The sequence below is a fragment of the Lelliottia sp. 489 genome (genome assembly GCF_050435885.1).
Lineage (GTDB): Bacteria > Pseudomonadota > Gammaproteobacteria > Enterobacterales > Enterobacteriaceae > Enterobacter > Enterobacter nimipressuralis.
On the sequence record NZ_JBNDLC010000002.1, the window covers coordinates 55,061 to 70,646 of the forward strand.

Genomic DNA, 15,586 nt, shown 5'->3' on the forward strand with positions numbered 1-15,586 from the left:
AAAATACTTAATCATAATTATTGCATACAAATTCATTAACTGGCATTGTACCTCCATGCCGCAGACACGGCGCATAATGACAAGATTGACAGACGGGAGCATTAAAATGAAAAAGTTAGTTCTGGCTGCATTACTGGCAACATTCGCCGCAGGCGCATCAGCTGCAGATAAAATCAATTTCGGCGTTTCAGCGACCTATCCGCCGTTCGAATCGCTGGATGCCAGCAACCAGATCGTGGGTTTTGATATCGACCTCGCCAAAGCGCTGTGCAAACAGATGCAGGCCGACTGCACATTCACTAACCACGCGTTCGACAGCCTGATCCCGTCGCTGAAATTCAAAAAATATGACGCGGTGATTTCCGGTATGGACATCACGCCAGAGCGTAGCAAGCAGGTCTCCTTTACCGACCCGTACTACGCCAACTCCGCGGTGGTGATTGCGAAGAAAGGGGCTTACACCTCTTTTGATCAGCTGAAAGGCAAACGCATCGGGATGGAAAACGGCACCACGCACCAGAAATACCTGCAGGATAAGCATCCGGAAGTGAAAACCGTGGCCTATGACAGCTACCAGAACGCGATCATCGACCTGAAAAATGGCCGTATTGACGGGGTCTTTGGCGATACGGCGGTGGTGAACGAGTGGCTGAAAACCAATCCACAGCTGGGTACCGCGACCGAGAAAGTGACCGATCCGCAGTATTTCGGCACCGGTCTGGGTATCGCTGTACGCCCGGATAACAAAGCCCTGCTGGAAAAACTGAACGGCGCGCTGAAAGCGATTAAAACTGACGGAACTTACCAGAAAATTAGCGACCAGTGGTTCCCGCAGTAATTTTAAAATGATATTGCCGGGTGGCGGTTACGCCGCCCGGTTTTTCTTAAAGCGGCACAAAAAAGCGGAATGTCGCCCCCGGTTCAGAATCCAGCAGACTGATCCCGCCCCCATGTAGCTCCAGCATCTTTTTCACGATTAACAGCCCTAACCCACCGCGATTCTCCCGCGACGCCTGCTGGCTCAATGCCGAGGGACGCTGGAACAATTCTTCGCGCAACGACGCCTCAATGCCCGGCCCGCTGTCGGTCACTTCTACCTGCAGCTGTTCGTTATCCTGCCACACGGAAAGCCGGATATCGCCGCCCGACGGCGTATGACGCACGGCGTTATCCAGCAGATTCGTCACTACCCGCTCGATCATCGACACATCGGCAAACACCAGCGGCAGCGGCCCCGGCACGTCGATATGCAGCCGAAGCTGGCGCGTCTGGGCGGTCAGTTCAAATTTTTGTGCCACGTCAGAGATCAGTTCCGCCATCGCAAAACGCTCGCGCTGCGGCTTGATGCCGCCGTGCTCCAGCCGGGCCAGCTCAAACAGCTGCTGCGAGAGATGACGCACTTTTTGCCCCTGTCTGAGGGCCGTCGCCAGATACTGCTGATGCTGCGCGGCGCTCAGGGTGGCGGATTTCAGAGACAGGGTTTCCAGATAGCCCAGCAACGACGTCAGCGGCGTGCGTAAATCATGAGAGATATTGGCGATAAATTCCCGGCGCTGCCGGTCGCTGTCGGCCAGCCGGTCCCACTGCGCGGTGATCTGGCGCGCCAGCTCGATAAACGTATTACGCAGCTGCGTCACTTCATCCGCTGAGCCCGGCACCGGCGTTTGCGCTGCCAGCTGTTTAATGGCGCTGATACTGTCCTGCTCCAGCCCGGACACTTCCGCCGTCAGCCTTTTTACCGGCCGCGTGACCCAGTACCAGACCAGTCCTCCCGCCAGCAGGGCAAAGCCCGCTACCAGCAGCAGAGACCACATTACCGTGCTCCAGAGCGTCTTGTGCCACGCCATATCCGCCAGAGCGTTAAACTCCTCGCCCTGCAGGATAATATACAGATAGCCGCGCAGCTCCCCGTCCTGGCGCAGCGGCGTTACGCTAAACACTTTCTGTTTATCCAGGCTGCGCGGATCGTCACCGTACACCGGCCAGCTGGTGCCACTGAGAAAAGTTTGCAGCGGCGCGATGGCGATTTTTTGCCGCTTAATATGCCCCGGCGGTGCGGCGTCGGCCAGCAGATCGCCATCGGGTGAGATCACGTACAGTTCAACGCTGGGATTAAAGGTCATCAGCCGATCAAACAGCGGTTTCAGGCGGCTGCGGTCAACGCCCCCTTCGGCGTCCAGCACCGGCTCGCGCTGAAGGATCTGCTGCGCCAGACTGCTGGAAAGACGCTGCACCATGGCGTTACCGTACTGTTTGCTGGCGTAGAGCTGCACCACACAGGCCACGGTGGCACAGAGGATCAGCAGCAGGATAAACAGCAGCGTCAGCCGCTGACTGAGGCTAAGACGTCGCATCATGGTTCAGTTCCGCAAATTTGTAGCCTTTGCCCCAGACGGTGCGAATAATTTCCGGCTCGGCGGCATCTTTTTCGATTTTGATCCGCAGGCGGTTAATGTGGGTGTTAACGGTGTGCTCGTAGCCTTCGTGCTGATACCCCCAGACCTGTTCCAGCAGCGCCAGCCGCGAAAAGACCTCGCCGGGGTGACGGGCAAAAAACCAGAGCAACTCGAATTCGCGCGGCGTGAGATCCACCTCTTTGCCGTGCAGACGCACGCTGCGGGCGAGCGGATCAAGCGTCAGCCCGTGCGCGACAATTGTGCCACTGGTCTGCGCCTGCCCCATCGCCTGCTGACGGCGAAACAGGGCTTTGATACGGGCAATCAGCTCCTGGACGGAGAAGGGTTTGGCCAGGTAATCGTCGGCGCCGGTTTCAAGCCCGGTGATGCGGTCGGTTTCACTGCTGCGGGCGCTGATGATGATAATCGGCAGATAGCGGGTAAGCTGACGGATGCGGCGGCAGATCTCCAGGCCGTCCACGTTTGGGAGCATCAGATCGAGGATCACCGCGTCCCAGTGGGTGCGGTCGAGCAATTGCAATGCCCGCGCGCCGTCCGCTTCGTGCGTGATCGCATAGCCTTCGTCTTCGAGGTTTAATCGCAGCAGTGACGCAATATCGCTGTCGTCTTCCACCAGCAGGATGTGCTTCATCGGTAAGCCTTACTTCATCGTGAATAGTTCAAGCTTACCTGATTTTAGGGCATCGAAGAGTTCACATTTTGTTGAAGTTTGTGCGGGAGGGTGTGTCGGGCAGCGCTGTGCTGACCCGACTTATCTTTTTTATCTGCGAGTCAGCAGCGTCAACACTTCATAGTGCGCCGTATGCGGGAACATATCGAAAAGCTGTACCCGCTCGACGCGATAGCCCGACAGCATCGCGATATCTTTGGCCATGGTCTGCGCATTGCAGCTGGAGTAGATAAGGGTTTCTGGCGCCATCTGGCTCAGGTATTCGCAGAGAGCTTTACCGATACCGCGACGCGGAGGGTTCACCAGCACCAGGTCCGGGACGCTGCCCTGCCCCGTGGCGAACTGCGTGGAGTCCAGCGCCTGGAAATGGAGATCCGTTAAGCCCAGTTCGGCGGCAGACTGTTTCGCGCAGGCAATCGCCTCGACGGAGATCTCGATCCCGGTCAATTTCATGTTCGGCGTCGCGCAGTGCAGGCCAAACCCGCCGACCCCGCAGAAGAGATCCCACATATGATCGATGTTTAACGCCCGCACCCAGTCACGCGCCGTGGCGTAAAGTCGGCTGGCAACCACCGGGTTGGTCTGGAAGAAACTGTGCGGACGTATCCACAACGGCACGCCGTTGAAATTCTCGGCCAGCGCCTGCTGTTCAGTGAAGAAGATCTCTTTCTCCCCTTCCATGATCGCCATATGCACCGGCTGAATGTTCGCGGTAATCAGCTTCAGCTGCGGCAACTGCTGTTGCAGCCAGGGGAGCGCCGCGCGCAGTTGTTCAAGCTTGGTTTCAGAGCGCAGCACAAAGCGCAGCATCATCCCGCCGTCGAGCTGGCTTTCCGTCAGCAGGAGATATTTCAGCTCACCGCGCTGACGGGCAACGTTGTAAGGCGTCAGACCGGCGCGAGCGATAAAGGGTTTCAGCGCGGCAAACACCGGCTCAAAGGAGGCGGGATAGAGTGGACAATCCGTGAGATCTTCCGGCGTGCCGTCGCGATGCAGCATGCCGAGCAGCGGCCTTTCGACGCTACCACTGACCACCATTTTGGCTTTATTGCGAAAGCCCTGCTCCGGTCCACTAACGGGCGCGCACCACTCCGCGACCGGATGTTCAGCAAGCAGCTGCTGGAGATCGGCCATTTTGGCGGTAAGTTGCTGGGAAACCGGCTGTTCTATCCACTGACAGGAGCGGCAGCGACCGGCGTCATAAAGTGCGCACTGCATAGGAAAACCTCATTGTTCGCGAGGGCAGCGATTATACACATTATTGCAGGCGGAAGAACCGTCGGCTGGATGCCGGGACAAACAGCAGGAACAGTACCAACAGATCAGGCAATTTCTGCATCACCAATGAACGGAAAATTTCCCGCTTCGACTCCCCGGCAATACTGAACAGCTCAGGGTAGCCGTATCCAATCGAGGCGGCCCACAGATACCCCGTGGCGATCACCTGAGTCAGCAGGTAGACCCAGCGCGCCCAGTTACGCCCTTTCGCCAGGGAAAAGGCGCAGTAAATCTCGACGAACACCAGCACCAGGCTTGCGAAAAAGACCAGCGTCAGATTCCATGTCTGCACGCTGCGATGGATAAACTCGACCACGCCCCGCACGCCGAGCATGTTAAACACCATCAGCAAATCCAGGCAGCGAATCAGAATAATGGCGAGCGCAGCTACCTGCACCAGTGCAGGTACATTAAGGCGCGCATGCGAATGTCGTGATTTGGTAAACAGTCCCAATGTTTTTACTTCCCTGAAAAACAGTGCCGCGACAGGCGCGGCACTTCATTGAGAATTTTAAATGCTTCAGCCGCGTCTTGCACGCTGGATATCACGCACACGCTGTTTTTCCGCCCGCGCCATCAGATACCAGGCGATAAAACCGACAATACCCACCACACCGAGGATGATCGACGCCAGAGCGTTGATCTCCGGGTTAACGCCCATCCGCACGCTGGAGAAGACCAGCATCGGCAGCGTGGTCGCCCCAGGCCCGGAGACGAAGCTGGCGATCACCAGATCGTCCAGAGACAGAGTAAACGCCAGCAGCCAGCCGGAAATCACCGCAGGCATGATCATCGGAAGCGTAATGATGAAGAAGACCTTCAGCGGCGTTGCACCGAGATCCATCGCCGCCTCTTCGATGGAGTGATCCAGTTCGCGCAGGCGCGACGAAATCACCACAGCCACATAGGCGGTACAGAAAGTCACATGCGCCAGCCAGATCGTCAGCATGCCGCGATCTGCCGGCCAGCCGATGGCGTGCGCCAGCGCGACAAACAGCAGCAGCAGCGACAGACCGGTAATCACATCAGGCATGACCAGCGGCGCGGTGATCATAAAGGCAAAGCCGTTCGAGCCGCGGAAGCGACCAAAACGCACCATCACCATCGCTGCAATCGTGCCGAGAATCGACGCCATGGTCGCCGCACAGGCGGCGATAGTCAGACTCAGACCCACCGCGCTCATCATCGCGTCATCGCGGAACAGTTCGCCGTACCAGCGCGTCGACCAGCCCGCCCAGACCGTCACCAGTTTGGAGCTGTTAAATGAGTAGATGACCAGCATCAGCATCGGCGCATAGAGGAAGGTAAAGCCGAGCACCAGAATCACAATTCGCCACGGGGAGCGCACCACCGGTAAGTTGTTCATCCGTGATCTCCCATCTGTTTTTGCTGATGTTTGTGGAACCACATGATTGGCACGATCAGCAGAAGCAACATCACAATCGCCACCGCCGACGCCACCGGCCAGTCGCGGTTATTGAAGAACTCCTGCCACAGCACGCGGCCAATCATGATGCTGTCCGGGCCGCCGAGCAGTTCCGGGATCACGAACTCGCCCACCGCCGGAATAAAGACCAGCATAGACCCCGCAATAATCCCGCCTTTGGTCAGCGGCACAATCACCTGGAAGAAGGTTTTCAGCGGACGCGCGCCGAGATCCAGCGAAGCTTCCACCAGCGAGTAGTCAATCCGCGTCAGCGCCGTGTAAATCGGCAGCACCATAAACGGCAGATAGGCGTACACAATCCCGATATAGACCGCCAGATTGGTGTGCAAAATCGTCAGCGGCTGATCGATAACGCCGAGCCACATCAGGACATTATTCAGCACCCCGTTGTTTTTCAGAATGCCCATCCAGGCATACACGCGGATCAGGAACGATGTCCACGACGGCAAAATCACCAGCAGCAGCAGAATGTTCCGCGTCGAGGGTTTGCTGTGCGCCACCGCCCAGGCGAGCGGATAGCCCATCGCCAGACAGCATATTGTCGAGATCGCCGCCACCTGCAGCGACTGCAGATAAGCTTCAAAATAGAGCGGGTCGTCTGTGAGCTGGAGAAAGTTCCCGAGATTAAGGGTGATCGACAGCTGGCCGTCGGCCCACTCCATCAGATTGGTGTACGGCGGGATCGCGCGCGCCATCTCCGCGAGGCTGATTTTAAAGACGATCAAAAACGGCAGCAGGAACAGCAGAATCAGCCATACGTACGGCATGGCAATGACCAGCTTACGGCCATGCGCCATCTGCATGCGCGTCAGCCACTGCGCGAAACCGCCCGTTTTTTGCACGCGGGCCGGTGGTTCAAGTGTATTCATGGCCACTCCTTATACCGTCAGCACGACGCAGCTGTCCGCATCCCAGCACAGGCGCACTTCGTCGCCCCAGGTCGGCAGCCCCTTACGGTAGCGGTGTTCATTCTGCAACTGGGCGCTGATCATCTGCCCGCTTTTGAGGCGCACGTGATAGATCGAGAGATCGCCCAGATAGGCAATATGGACCACTTCGCCGACGGCAAAGTTATAGCCATCCGCAGGCGGCTCTTCACAGAGCATGATTTTTTCCGGGCGCAGGGCCACGTAGACCGGGACGTTGTCGACAATCGACGCGTCCGGATCGACTTTGAGCGGATGCACCAGCCCCGGCGAGTCAATCACCAGGCCGTCCTCCTGACGATCCTTCAGCAGCCCTTCGAAGACGTTGACCGAGCCAATAAACTCGGCGCTGTAGCGGGTGGTCGGATGCTCATAAATCTCTTCCGGCTCGCCGATTTGCACGAACTTGCCGCGATTCATGATCGCGATGCGTCCGGCCATGGTCATCGCCTCTTCCTGATCGTGGGTAACCATCACGCAGGTCGCGCCGACGCGCTCAAGGATATCCACCACTTCGAGCTGCATGCGGTCGCGCAGTTTTTTATCGAGCGCCCCCATCGGTTCGTCGAGGAGCAGCAGTTTCGGGCGTTTTGCCAGGCTTCTCGCCAGCGCCACGCGCTGACGCTGGCCGCCGGAAAGCTGATGCGGCTTACGTTTCGCAAACTCCTGCATGTGCACCAGGCTCAGCATTTCCGCCACGCGCGCGGCGATTTCCGCTTTCGGCAGCTTGTCCTGCTTGAGGCCAAAAGCAATGTTCTGCTCCACCGTCATGTGGGGAAACAGCGCGTAGGACTGGAACATCATATTGATCGGGCGTTCATAAGGTGGAACGCGGGAGAGATCGACACCATCCAGCATAATTTGTCCGGACGTCGGTTGTTCAAATCCGGCCAGCATGCGCAGCAGCGTGGATTTCCCGCAGCCTGATGCGCCAAGCAGCGCAAAAATTTCGCCTTTATAAATCGTCAGACTGACGTCGTCCACGGCGTGCTGGCCGTCGAACGATTTGGTCAGATTACGGACTTCGAGGAGCGGAGTCAGCGCTTTACGGGTTTTCGCCTGCGGGCGGGGGATGGTTTCATTCACGGGGTGCTCTCCGGCAGAAATCTAAAATAGTGCAAACGCACCCGAACGGTGCGTTTTGCCGGGCAGCGCAACGCGTGCCCGGCCTGCATAACCGCTGTTATTTACCGCTTTTCACCTTCGTCCACGCGCGGGTACGCACGCGGTCGATTTTCGGATCCTGCACTTTAAGAGTGAACATTTTGGCGCGCACGTCAGCCGGTGGGTAAATCCCCGGATTATCACGCACTTCCGCGCTCACCAGCGGTGTCGCTTCTTTGTTGGCGTTGGCGTAGAAGACGTGGTCAGAAATATGCGCAATCACGTCCGGACGCAGCAGATAGTTAAGGAACTGATAGGCTTCGTCTTTGTTTTTCGCATCCGCAGGCATCGCGAAGACGTCGAAGAAGGCCATCGCCCCCTCTTTTGGAATCGAATAGGAGATGTTCACGCCGTTTTTGGCTTCTTTCGCGCGATTCGCTGCCTGCCAGACATCACCCGCCCAGCCAATCGCCACGCAGATGTCACCGTTGGCGAGATCGTTAATGTACTGGGAGGAGTGGAAGTAACGAATGTTTGGACGCAGCTTCAGCAGCAGATCCGTCGCCGGACCGGTGTAGTCATCGGCTTTGGTGCTGTTCGGATCTTTGCCGAGGTAGTTCAGCACGGTGGCGAACACCTCTTCAGGCGCATCAAGGAAGGAGACGCCGCAGCTTTTCAGTTTTTCGAGGTTTTCTGGTTTCAGCACCAGATCCCAGCTGTTCACCGGCGCATCTGCACCCAGCGCTTTTTTCACTTTGTCGACGTTATAGCCAATGCCGGTGGTCGCCCACATGTACGGCATGGCGAATTTGTTTTCCGGGTCATGTTTGGCGATAAGCTTGAGCAGCTCAGGATCGAGGTTTTTCCAGTTTGGCAGTTTGCTTTTATCCAGCGGCTGGAACACGCCCGCGGTGAGCTGACGCTCAAGGAAGCTGGCTGACGGCACGACCAGGTCGAAACCGGTGCTGCCTGCCATCAGTTTGCCTTCCAGCACTTCGTTAGAGTCGAAGACGTCGTAAACCACTTTAATCCCGGTCTCTTTTTCGAAATTCGCAACCGTATCCGGCGCGATATAATCAGACCAGTTATAGACATGCAGCGTTTTTTGTTCCGCAGCGAGCGTGCCGGCAGAGACAGCCATCAGAGCACCCGCAACCAGACCCGATAACCATTTTTTATTCAAGGCGATCATATCGTTATTCCTTATGAAAGCTCGTTAACTGTTGTTAACAAACGAACTACAACCATGCAATTGGTGATATGCAAGAATCATGCATACTTTGTCGCTCTGCCTGACGCAAAAGAAAAAATCTTTTGGCAGTTTTTGCTCGCTTTTTTAAGCTCCGCAAGAATAACTGTAGCCCGTGCCCCAGGCTATAGCCCAGATTAAAAAACGCCTTTTATCAATTTTTTATGCAGGATCTGTCTATGTGATAAGCCGAAATGGCCTGCGATAAGGTGAATAATTCTTTAAAGAAAGGTTACAGCCAGAGGAAAATTTTGTGATGTGCAGCCGCCATGGCAGCGACTGCGTTCAGGTCAGAAAGGCTTAGTGCAGGAACGATTCGCGTGAATCGTTATTCTCCATTTCCTCTTCCGTGGTAAAGAGTAAATGGTGCGCGCTGGCTTCCAGCATGACCATGGAAATCTGCTCTTCGCTCTGGCGCATAAACCAGGCAAACTGCTTAAACGACACCCCTGCCCCGGCGAATAAAGACTGGCAAACCACCAGCTTTGGCAGATTATCATCCTGTATGTCGAGAAATGCTTTCACCGTCAAAGAACCGGCATTAATGGCCGACAAATCAGACGCCAACGCCAGTAATGCCGAGGGCTTGACCTCCGCCAGCGCCGAGAAAAGCACAACGTCGTTAATCAGATCGATTTTGGCATCAAACACGCCGTCGAAATTTTGCATATGTGGCAGGTGCAACGCCTGACAGGAATCACACTCAAAATAGGTGATGCCTGCATCGTCGAGCCATTGACGTAACGTATCCAGTGTTGGAACGACCTGTAAATCCATAGCAGTGCAGCCTCTTAGATAAAAACTTCGCTTAGATTACGCAAAAAATGCAGCCCTAACCACCCGTTTTCAGGCAAAAGCCCGGCGTGGCGTGGCGTTCGATCCAGGAGATCATTTTACCGGCGATATCTATTCCGGTGGTTTTTTCGATGCCTTCAAGGCCGGGTGACGCATTGACTTCCATCACCAGCGGCCCGCGATGGGCGCGCAGAATATCGACGCCTGCAATATCCAGCCCCAGGGTTTGCGCCGCTTTGATGGCAATCTCGCGTTCGCGATCGCTGATGTCAGCTATCCGCGCCACGCCGCCCCGGTGCAGATTCGAGCGAAAATCACCGTCTTTCGCCTGACGTTCAATGGCAGCCACCACTTCGTCGCCGACCACCAGGCAACGAATATCGCGCCCTTTCGCCTCTTCAATATATTCCTGCACCAGAATGTGAGCATTGAGACCACGAAAGGCGTCGATCACGCTCTCGGCAGCCTGGCGCGTTTCGGCCAGCACCACGCCGATACCCTGTGTGCCTTCCACCAGTTTCACCACCAGCGGCGCGCCGCCGACCATGTCGATCAGATCGCTGGTGTCGTCCGGCGAATGGGCAATACCGGTGACAGGCAGATCGATCCCCTGACGGGCGAGCAGTTGCAGGGAGCGGAGCTTGTCACGCGCACGGGTAATGGCGACGGATTCATTTAGCGGATAGCTGCCGAGCATTTCAAACTGGCGCAGCGCGGCGGTGCCGTAGAAGGTAATTTGCGAGCCGATGCGGGGGATCACCGCATCGAAGTGCGGCAGATGGCGGCCTTTGTAATGTATCGAGGACGCCGCCGGGCTGATGTTCATATAGCACGACAGCGGATCGAGGATCTCAACCAGATGGCCACGCTTATTAGCTGCCTCAAGCAGACGTTTACACGAATAGAGCGTTCCATCCCGGGACAAAATGGCAATTTTCACCCTGCACCTCTCTAAAGACTCGATAAAAGCCTGCGTATCATACACGCAGGCTGGCACAGGATGAATGGACTTAACGCACAGCCCAGCCCTGTTTATGCAAATAGTCGAGAATAAACGGACGGTTTTCTTTAATGATGGTGCGACGGATGTGATCGCTCCAGGTATCGCGGCGATTATTGCTTCCGCGCGACAGATAGTAGCTGGCGAGTTCTTCGTCATACTGGGCGAGAACCTGCGCATCCACCGGCTGGTAATGATTTTCATGCACAAGCATCGCCGCTGGCATACGCGGCTTGAGATCCGGGTTATCTGCCGGCCAGCCGAGGCACAGGCCAAACAGCGGTAAAACATGTTTTGGCAACGCCAGCAGTTCGGTCACGTCGTTGATATTGTTACGCAGGCCGCCAATGTACACGCCACCTAGTCCCAGGGATTCCGCCGCCGTCAGCGCATTTTGCGCCATCATCGCCGTGTCCACGACGCCAAGCAGCAGTTGTTCCGCCAGACCCAGTTGGGCATCCGGGCAGATTTGCAGATGGCGGTTGAAGTCGGCGCAAAACACCCAAAACTCCGCGGCCTGCGCCACGTGCGGTTGACCGCCGGTGAGTGTCACCAGCTTTTCACGCATTGCGGGGTCGGTGATACGAATAATCGATGTGCACTGCAAAAAACTGGAGCTGGAGGTTGCTCTCGCGCTGTCCACGATCGCCTCGCGCTCGGCGTCGCTGATTGACCGATCGGTAAAATGGCGGATGGAACGGTGGGCGCGAATGGTATCAATAGTCGGCGTCATTGGGTCTCTCTTTTGTCTGTCTGAACGCGGTTTGACAGCCAGTATAGGCAAAGAAAAGTGTGATGTAATTGGCAAAACATAGTCTGTAAGTATTAAAGCGACAGGTAAAACCTGCTTTCCATGAGCAAGGGTTATCGGGCACACTAAGCGCCATTCGCCGTCGGGCTTACGTTTTGAGGAGAGAGATATGTTTGCAGTGATTTTTGGACGTCCGGGATGCCCTTACTGCGTCCGCGCTAAAGAACTGGCAGAAAAACTGACCGCCGAGCGCGATGATTTTAACTTCCGCTACGTGGATATCCACGCGGAAGGCATCAGCAAAGCCGATCTGGAAAAAACCGTGGGTAAACCTGTTGAAACTGTTCCGCAGATTTTCCTCGATCAGACGCACATTGGCGGCTTCACCGATTTCGAAGCCTACGCGAAAGAAAATCTGGGACTGTTTGCAGCCCAGTAACGCGATAACGCCCTCTCAGGAGGGCGTTTTTATTTGTGTCGCCAGCGATGCACCAGGCTGCGTACAAACATAAAACAGAGCGCACCTAACGCACACCAGAAAATCCCGCTTAACAGCCACGCCAGCTCTTGCCATAACGAGCGCGGCGAAACAAAAACGAGACGCATCACCACCAGACATAACGGTGCCGCAAGCATCGCGCCAATCAGCGGTTTGACCACTTCTCCCCCGCGCGAGAGAAAACTCGCCACCACGCCTGGCAAAATGAAAAAGAGTAAACCCAGTTCAGGATGGCCTGATGCCCTGAATGCCCCCTTCACGTGGAAGGCTAAAGAAAGGCATACGGCGATAAACAGTAGAAAACAGCAGACGACACCTGTCCAGTTCCGCTTGATGTTCAAAAATCCTCCTGACTCCATCACTATCGAATACACATTCGTCCAGAGGACGCCCAGTCAGATAATGCAATGTGGCATTCCTTGCCAAAGCTCATAGATTGTTACGCGATCTTTTCTGGCCCTGGATATCTAATACGATTAGACTATCGGCCAGTTATTGTTCTGTGGGATATATTCTGTATGGGCGAAAGGGAGAATCCCTTCACTCACATGTGATAAAACAGTAGCCTAAATCCCCCATCCTTTCAACAGCTTAACGGTAAACAAGAAGTTAGCCTCCGTGAATATAAACGTCGCAGATTTGTTAAATGGGAATTACATCCTGTTATTATTTGTTGTACTGGCACTGGGATTGTGTCTGGGTAAATTACGCCTGGGTTCAGTTCAACTTGGTAATTCCATTGGCGTTTTAGTGGTCTCATTATTATTAGGCCAGCAGCATTTCAGCATTAACACGGATGCGCTTAATCTCGGTTTTATGCTGTTTATTTTTTGTGTTGGCGTGGAAGCAGGGCCGAACTTTTTTTCAATTTTTTTCCGCGACGGCAAAAATTATCTGATGCTGGCGCTGGTGATGGTCGGCAGCGCCCTGGTGATAGCGTTAGGGCTGGGTAAACTGTTTGGCTGGGATATCGGCTTAACCGCCGGGATGCTGGCCGGTTCGATGACTTCGACGCCGGTGCTGGTTGGTGCGGGTGATACGTTGCGCCACTCGGGTATGGAGAGCGGTCAGCTTTCGCTGGCGCTCGACCACCTGAGTCTCGGCTACGCCCTGACCTATCTGATTGGGCTGGTGAGCCTTATCGTCGCTGCGCGTTACCTGCCTAAACTCCAGCATCAGGATCTCCAGACCAGCGCCCAGCAGATTGCGCGCGAGCGCGGTCTGGACACCGACACCAAACGTAAAGTCTATCTGCCCGTCATTCGCGCCTATCGCGTCGGGCCGGAGCTGGTTGCCTGGGCCGACGGCAAAAACCTGCGCGAACTGGGTATCTACCGCCAGACGGGCTGCTATATCGAACGTATCCGCCGTAACGGTATTCTGGCTAACCCGGACGGTGATGCAGTGCTGCAGATGGGGGATGATATCGCCCTGGTCGGCTACCCGGACGCGCACGCGCGCCTTGACCCGAGTTTCCGTAACGGTAAAGAGGTGTTCGACCGCGACCTGCTCGACATGCGTATCGTCACGGAAGAGATTGTGGTGAAAAACCATAACGCCGTCGGGCGTCGTCTGGCACAGCTGAAGCTGACGGATCACGGCTGCTTCCTGAACCGGGTCATCCGCAGCCAGATTGAGATGCCCATTGACGATAACGTCGTGCTAAACAAAGGCGACGTTCTTCAGGTCAGTGGCGACGCGCGCCGCGTGAAAACCGTTGCCGACCGCATCGGCTTTATCTCCATTCACAGCCAGGTTACCGACCTGCTCGCCTTCTGCGCCTTCTTTATTGTCGGCCTGATGATTGGGATGATCACTTTCCAGTTCAGCAACTTTAGCTTCGGCGTGGGTAACGCTGCGGGTCTGTTGTTCGCCGGGATCATGCTCGGCTTCCTGCGAGCCAACCACCCGACCTTCGGCTATATCCCGCAGGGCGCGCTGAACATGGTGAAAGAGTTCGGCCTGATGGTCTTTATGGCGGGCGTGGGTTTGAGCGCAGGCAGCGGCATCGGACACAGTCTGGGTGCCGTCGGCTGGCAGATGCTGGTCGCCGGGTTGATCGTCAGCCTGCTGCCGGTGGTAATCTGCTTCCTGTTCGGCGCTTACGTGCTGCGCATGAACCGCGCAATGCTGTTTGGCGCCATGATGGGCGCGCGCACCTGTGCACCGGCGATGGAAATCATCAGCGACACCGCCCGCAGCAACATCCCGGCGCTGGGCTACGCAGGCACGTACGCCATCGCCAACGTCCTGCTGACGCTAGCCGGTACGCTGATCATCATTATCTGGCCCGCGCTCGGATAACTCTGAAGTTTGCGCATCACCGAATTATTTTCGCGATGCGCAGAACTTTTTGTATATGAGGCAGTCATAACTATTGCCACTGCTTTTCTTTGATGTCCCCCATTTTGTGGAGCCCATCAACCCCGCCATTTTGGTTCAAGGTTGATGGGTTTTTTGTTGCCTGAAATTCACAGCCATATCAAATCAGCTGCGTCCCCCTCCTTTCCTGCTCCATCAATATCACCGTCGCACTAGCACCATTACCCCATGATATAAGCTGTAACCAGGTGCCAGTTTCCTCCGCTTGCCCCTACCCCATTTGCACCCATACTTTGAACTATCCCTGCCTCTTTAATTGAAAAAAGGCCATGCTGATGAAAACCAAAACCGTTGTCATTTTCGGCGCAAGCGGCGCGATAGGTAGCGAAACCGCGCGAGTACTGGCGCGAGAGGGAGCGCATGTTTTCCTCGTCGCCCGAAATCGGGATAAGCTGGAGCGCGTGGCTAACGACATCCGTTCTGCCGGTGGAATCGCAGAATCACGTGTCATCGACGTCCTTGATGAACGTTCTGTTCTTGAGCAAACCGCGAAACTGGCTCAGCAGACTGGCGGCATTGATATGGTCGTTAACGCAACAGGATTTATGCACGAGCAAGGCAAACGCCTCGCAGAGTTATCCCTGGCAGAGTTCAGGCAGGGATTTGATCCTTTTCTCACCGCCCTTTTCACTCTCTCAAAGGCCGTCGTCCCCCATATGGGTGGCGATCGCGAGGGCGTGATAATCACCGTTGTCGCACCGGCAGGCCCGATGGCGATACCCGGTCATCTTGGGCATATCGTCGGCTGCGCGGGCATTGAGGCGTTCGTTAACGCGCTTGCCAGCGAACTGGGGCCTAAGAACATCCGCGTTACGGGCGTACGCTCTCATGCCATCAGCGGCGCGGTTCAGGCGGGTTCTTACACAGGAGAGTTATTTGCGATAAAAGCGCAGTCGATGGGAGTGACGATCGAGCAATTTATGGAAGGTGCCGCGCAAAGCACAATGCTCAAGCGGCTGCCAACCCTGCCGCAGGTGGCCGGTGTGATTGCATTTTTGGCCTCTGAACATGCCCGTGCGATGACCGCGACGATGGTCAACGTGACGGCGGGTGCGACCCTCGGCTAAT

At 55.8% G+C, this 15,586-nt stretch carries 16 protein-coding genes; 4 read left to right on the forward strand and 12 right to left on the reverse strand.

The window, feature by feature from the left end:
* Positions 1-106: 106 nt before the first annotated feature.
* Positions 107-838, forward strand: a complete 732-nt coding sequence (gene artJ, locus ABIE11_RS08315) for an arginine ABC transporter substrate-binding protein ArtJ (protein ID WP_100777041.1) — start codon at positions 107-109, stop codon at positions 836-838.
* A 46-nt stretch (positions 839-884) separates the two neighbouring features.
* On the opposite strand, the gene ABIE11_RS08320 is transcribed toward artJ, so the two are convergent.
* From ABIE11_RS08320 to nfsA, 11 genes are all read right to left on the reverse strand, one after another.
* Positions 885-2,357 carry a sensor histidine kinase gene (locus ABIE11_RS08320; RefSeq protein WP_429184307.1) on the reverse strand — a complete coding sequence of 491 codons (1,473 nt, stop codon included), beginning with the start codon at positions 2,355-2,357 and terminating at the stop codon, positions 885-887.
* The gene (locus ABIE11_RS08325) at positions 2,341-3,048 is read right to left on the reverse strand and encodes a response regulator transcription factor (RefSeq protein WP_100777043.1); all 708 of its coding nucleotides are present in this window, start codon (positions 3,046-3,048) and stop codon (positions 2,341-2,343) included. The genes ABIE11_RS08320 and ABIE11_RS08325 overlap by 17 nt, the downstream gene beginning before the upstream one ends.
* Before the next feature lie 129 nt (positions 3,049-3,177).
* Positions 3,178-4,305 (reverse strand): 23S rRNA (uracil(747)-C(5))-methyltransferase RlmC, encoded by a 1,128-nt coding sequence (gene rlmC, locus ABIE11_RS08330; RefSeq protein ID WP_429184308.1) that lies wholly within the window; start codon positions 4,303-4,305, stop codon positions 3,178-3,180.
* Positions 4,306-4,345: 40 nt separating this feature from the next.
* Positions 4,346-4,843, reverse strand: coding sequence for a YbjO family protein (locus ABIE11_RS08335; protein WP_228483451.1), 498 nt, complete (start codon positions 4,841-4,843; stop codon positions 4,346-4,348).
* Positions 4,844-4,885: 42 nt separating this feature from the next.
* Positions 4,886-5,731, reverse strand: coding sequence for a putrescine ABC transporter permease PotI (potI, locus tag ABIE11_RS08340; RefSeq protein ID WP_100777046.1), 846 nt, complete (start codon positions 5,729-5,731; stop codon positions 4,886-4,888).
* Positions 5,728-6,681, reverse strand: coding sequence for a putrescine ABC transporter permease PotH (gene potH / locus ABIE11_RS08345; protein WP_194513546.1), 954 nt, complete (start codon positions 6,679-6,681; stop codon positions 5,728-5,730). Before potH ends, potI begins: the two co-directional genes overlap by 4 nt.
* 9 nt (positions 6,682-6,690) lie before the next feature.
* Positions 6,691-7,824 carry a putrescine ABC transporter ATP-binding subunit PotG gene (gene potG / locus ABIE11_RS08350; protein WP_100777048.1) on the reverse strand — a complete coding sequence of 378 codons (1,134 nt, stop codon included), beginning with the start codon at positions 7,822-7,824 and terminating at the stop codon, positions 6,691-6,693.
* A 97-nt stretch (positions 7,825-7,921) separates the two neighbouring features.
* Positions 7,922-9,034 (reverse strand): spermidine/putrescine ABC transporter substrate-binding protein PotF, encoded by a 1,113-nt coding sequence (gene potF / locus ABIE11_RS08355; RefSeq protein WP_100777049.1) that lies wholly within the window; start codon positions 9,032-9,034, stop codon positions 7,922-7,924.
* A gap of 357 nt (positions 9,035-9,391) precedes the next feature.
* Positions 9,392-9,868, reverse strand: a complete 477-nt coding sequence (locus tag ABIE11_RS08360) for a YbjN domain-containing protein (RefSeq protein ID WP_100777050.1) — start codon at positions 9,866-9,868, stop codon at positions 9,392-9,394.
* Positions 9,869-9,923: 55 nt separating this feature from the next.
* The gene (gene rimK / locus ABIE11_RS08365) at positions 9,924-10,826 is read right to left on the reverse strand and encodes a 30S ribosomal protein S6--L-glutamate ligase (protein ID WP_100777051.1); all 903 of its coding nucleotides are present in this window, start codon (positions 10,824-10,826) and stop codon (positions 9,924-9,926) included.
* A 70-nt stretch (positions 10,827-10,896) separates the two neighbouring features.
* Positions 10,897-11,619, reverse strand: a complete 723-nt coding sequence (nfsA, locus tag ABIE11_RS08370) for a nitroreductase NfsA (RefSeq protein ID WP_429184309.1) — start codon at positions 11,617-11,619, stop codon at positions 10,897-10,899.
* 187 nt (positions 11,620-11,806) lie between these two features.
* Here nfsA and ABIE11_RS08375 point away from each other — a divergent pair, with 187 nt between their 5' ends.
* Complete coding sequence (locus tag ABIE11_RS08375) at positions 11,807-12,076, forward strand: GrxA family glutaredoxin (RefSeq protein WP_095281388.1); 270 nt, start codon at positions 11,807-11,809, stop codon at positions 12,074-12,076.
* Between the two features lie 29 nt (positions 12,077-12,105).
* Here ABIE11_RS08375 and ABIE11_RS08380 read toward each other — a convergent pair whose 3' ends face one another.
* Positions 12,106-12,477 carry an inner membrane protein YbjM gene (locus ABIE11_RS08380; RefSeq protein ID WP_107703957.1) on the reverse strand — a complete coding sequence of 124 codons (372 nt, stop codon included), beginning with the start codon at positions 12,475-12,477 and terminating at the stop codon, positions 12,106-12,108.
* A 277-nt stretch (positions 12,478-12,754) separates the two neighbouring features.
* Here ABIE11_RS08380 and ABIE11_RS08385 point away from each other — a divergent pair, with 277 nt between their 5' ends.
* Positions 12,755-14,440 carry an aspartate:alanine antiporter gene (locus tag ABIE11_RS08385; protein ID WP_100777054.1) on the forward strand — a complete coding sequence of 562 codons (1,686 nt, stop codon included), beginning with the start codon at positions 12,755-12,757 and terminating at the stop codon, positions 14,438-14,440.
* A gap of 347 nt (positions 14,441-14,787) precedes the next feature.
* Positions 14,788-15,585, forward strand: coding sequence for an SDR family NAD(P)-dependent oxidoreductase (locus ABIE11_RS08390; RefSeq protein ID WP_429184310.1), 798 nt, complete (start codon positions 14,788-14,790; stop codon positions 15,583-15,585).
* The last annotated feature ends 1 nt before the right edge of the window (position 15,586 follow it).

What these genes read in the sequence shown, in the direction of transcription:
- ABIE11_RS08320 (WP_429184307.1), bottom strand. Translation starts at nt 2,357, where the DNA reads ATGATGCGACGTCTTAGCCTCAGTCAGCGGCTGACGCTGCTGTTTATC.
- ABIE11_RS08375 (WP_095281388.1), top strand. Translation starts at nt 11,807, where the DNA reads ATGTTTGCAGTGATTTTTGGACGTCCGGGATGCCCTTACTGCGTCCGC.
- rlmC (WP_429184308.1), bottom strand. Translation starts at nt 4,305, where the DNA reads ATGCAGTGCGCACTTTATGACGCCGGTCGCTGCCGCTCCTGTCAGTGG.
- ABIE11_RS08325 (WP_100777043.1), bottom strand. Translation starts at nt 3,048, where the DNA reads ATGAAGCACATCCTGCTGGTGGAAGACGACAGCGATATTGCGTCACTG.
- potI (WP_100777046.1), bottom strand. Translation starts at nt 5,731, where the DNA reads ATGAACAACTTACCGGTGGTGCGCTCCCCGTGGCGAATTGTGATTCTG.
- potF (WP_100777049.1), bottom strand. Translation starts at nt 9,034, where the DNA reads ATGATCGCCTTGAATAAAAAATGGTTATCGGGTCTGGTTGCGGGTGCT.
- potH (WP_194513546.1), bottom strand. Translation starts at nt 6,681, where the DNA reads ATGAATACACTTGAACCACCGGCCCGCGTGCAAAAAACGGGCGGTTTC.
- ABIE11_RS08360 (WP_100777050.1), bottom strand. Translation starts at nt 9,868, where the DNA reads ATGGATTTACAGGTCGTTCCAACACTGGATACGTTACGTCAATGGCTC.
- nfsA (WP_429184309.1), bottom strand. Translation starts at nt 11,619, where the DNA reads ATGACGCCGACTATTGATACCATTCGCGCCCACCGTTCCATCCGCCAT.
- ABIE11_RS08390 (WP_429184310.1), top strand. Translation starts at nt 14,788, where the DNA reads ATGCTGATGAAAACCAAAACCGTTGTCATTTTCGGCGCAAGCGGCGCG.
- artJ (WP_100777041.1), top strand. Translation starts at nt 107, where the DNA reads ATGAAAAAGTTAGTTCTGGCTGCATTACTGGCAACATTCGCCGCAGGC.